Annotated in this window: 2 protein-coding genes and 1 pseudogene; all 3 read left to right on the top strand. The window is 61.8% G+C overall.

Features of this window, described 5'->3' with window-relative positions; translation table 11 throughout:
* Positions 1–898 (top strand): annotated as a pseudogene (locus E1J61_RS36875) (DUF1156 domain-containing protein); the annotation flags it as partial.
* Positions 895–1,395, top strand: coding sequence for a hypothetical protein (locus E1J61_RS36870; RefSeq protein ID WP_133098657.1), 501 nt, complete (start codon positions 895–897; stop codon positions 1,393–1,395). The pseudogene E1J61_RS36875 and the gene E1J61_RS36870, both read left to right, overlap by 4 nt.
* A 9-nt stretch (positions 1,396–1,404) precedes the next feature.
* On the top strand, positions 1,405–2,327 hold a 923-nt coding region (locus tag E1J61_RS36865; RefSeq protein ID WP_133098656.1), incomplete at its 3' end, for a DEAD/DEAH box helicase.

Below are 2,327 nucleotides of genomic sequence, written 5' to 3'. Positions count from 1 at the left end.
ATGGGTGGCCGTGCTGGAGTCTTTGTTCGACGCAGGCTTTTACCTCGAGGCTACCTACCCGATCCGGGCGGACGAAACCAAGGGGGACGGCCAATTCGGTTCTCAGAAAATCGAGTACGACATCATCCACGTCTGCCGCAAGCGCACCGAAGAACCCAAGCCGGTGAGCTGGGGCCGGATGCGCCGCGAGGTGATGGCTGACGTGCGCCAACTGCAGGGGATGCTCGAAAACCATGCCAAGGAAGGCTTGCCTGCGGCGGACATTCAGGTGATCCGGCGCGGCAAGGCGCTGGAGTACTTCTCACGCCACTATGGCAAGGTCTACGTGGACGAGGGACGCACGATCTCGGTGAAGGAAGCGCTGGTCGGTATCAACCAGCTCATCGATGAGGACGCTGAAAAGGGCAAGGAGCCGCCACCGGTCAACGCTGAGCCGATCACGCGCCAGTTCCTGCGCACCTTCGGCAACGCCACTGAGATGAAGCGCGACCAGCTGCAGAAGTTCTTGAAGGGCTCCATCACTACGCCCGACGAATTCGAGCAACGCGGCTGGTGCTCGGAAAAGAGCAAAGTCTTCACACGGGTGAATCCACTGGATTTCGCGCGTGAATGGTCTGGCAAACACAAGCGCCGTTTGACGTCGGACTTGGATCAGGCTCTGGTGCTTATCGGTGCGTGCTTCGATGGCAGCGGAATCAATGCGTCCGACACGATGAAGAACGAGAACTTCAAGCCCCACGTGGCGCTCAAGCCCTTGCTCGAATGGCTGCACAAGAACGGCCCGGATCAGGCCAGTCGCAATGCGGCCTCGCGTGCTGTCTCGATCTACAACGGTTGGGCGGCCACACAAGCGGTCAAGCCGACGCAGGGCTCGCTGTTTGAGGAGTATGAGTTATGAAGCAACTGCTCGACACGGTGTGGCAGCGGCGCGGAACCAGCTGGGTCTGGGACGAAGAGGCCCGCAATCAGGTGTGCGTGGCCAGCGAGGTTTGGAGCCTGCGCCAGTTCTTGCAGGCGGTGGGTCATTGGCCCGAGGATCTGCCGAGCAATGGGAACGACACACTCGTGGTCGCAGGCTTGGAAGGCGGCCTCGATCTGCTGACGCCCGAAGACGCCGAGACTTGGCTGGGCGATGGGGTCAAGGATGCGATCCTGTCGTTTCAGTCCTACTACGAGAGTGAAGCGGCCTTGATCTTTTGGCTGCCATCAGGTCACGGACGGATCAAGTTTCATCCCGCCACGGACTCCGTCGAGTGGCGCTGCGCGGCCCCGCACGGCGACAGCCTGCTGGCCTTTGGCCGCATCCTGTGGGGCGAGGCGAACGAATACCCTCAGGAGATTCTGCTGCGCGAAGGCAGCAAGCCCGCAGGCCTCTTCCATTTGCGAATTACCTGAGGTCGGCGCATGGAACCAGAGGCTCAGTTTCAACCCGGCGAACGGATCACCCACCACGACTTCGGCCAGGGTGTCGTCCTTGACCCGGCGCGCGATGGCTACTTGCGGGCCTTCTTTGGCGTCGGCGAGCGCCGCGTGCCGGTTGGTTCGGTGCGCCGCCAACTTTCGCGCACGGAACGCATCTTGCGCGCCGTCGATGGCGGTGCAGACCGGTCGCGCAAGGCCTGGCTATCCTACGAGGCCCACGCGCTGCCGGTCATGGAAAGCGCGTCGGCGCTGACGTCGGCCAAGATCGATCTGCTGCCCCATCAGGTGGTACTGACCCACCGCATTGCCACCGCGTCCCCTCGGCGTTATCTGATCGCCGACGAGGTAGGGTTGGGCAAAACTATCGAGACCGCCCTCATCCTGCGCGAGCTGGCCAGCCGGGGCGAACTGAACCGTGCGCTGATGGTGGTGCCTGCCGGACTCGTCAACAACTGGCATCGCGAGCTGAACGAGGTGTTCAACCTGGACTTCGAGGTGTTTGGCTCCGAGGGTGACATCACCGACCGCAAGACGAATGCCTTCGCCAAGCATGATCGGCTGATCGCCAGCATCGACACCCTAAAGCGCCCCGCGCGCATCAAGCGACTGCTCGATGCGCCTCGTTGGGACCTCGTTGTGTTCGACGAAGCGCACCACCTGACCGCGTACCGCACGGGCGGCAAGGTGCGAAAGACTGAGAACTACAAGCTAGCCGAGGCGTTGAAGGATCACTCACGTGACCTGATGCTGCTGTCGGCCACACCGCACCAGGGCAACCATTTCCAGTTTTGGATGCTGGCTCAATTGCTGAACCCGACCTTATTCGGCAGCCCTGAGGAAATGCTGGAAAACCGCCACCGACTGAACACGGTGATGTTCCGGCGCACAAAGGCAGACGCCTGCCA

Source organism: Cupriavidus sp. L7L (genome assembly GCF_004353535.1).
Lineage (GTDB): Bacteria > Pseudomonadota > Gammaproteobacteria > Burkholderiales > Burkholderiaceae > Cupriavidus > Cupriavidus oxalaticus_A.
Note: the sequence above shows the minus strand (reverse complement) of the source record. Positions and strands in the feature narration are given on the sequence as shown.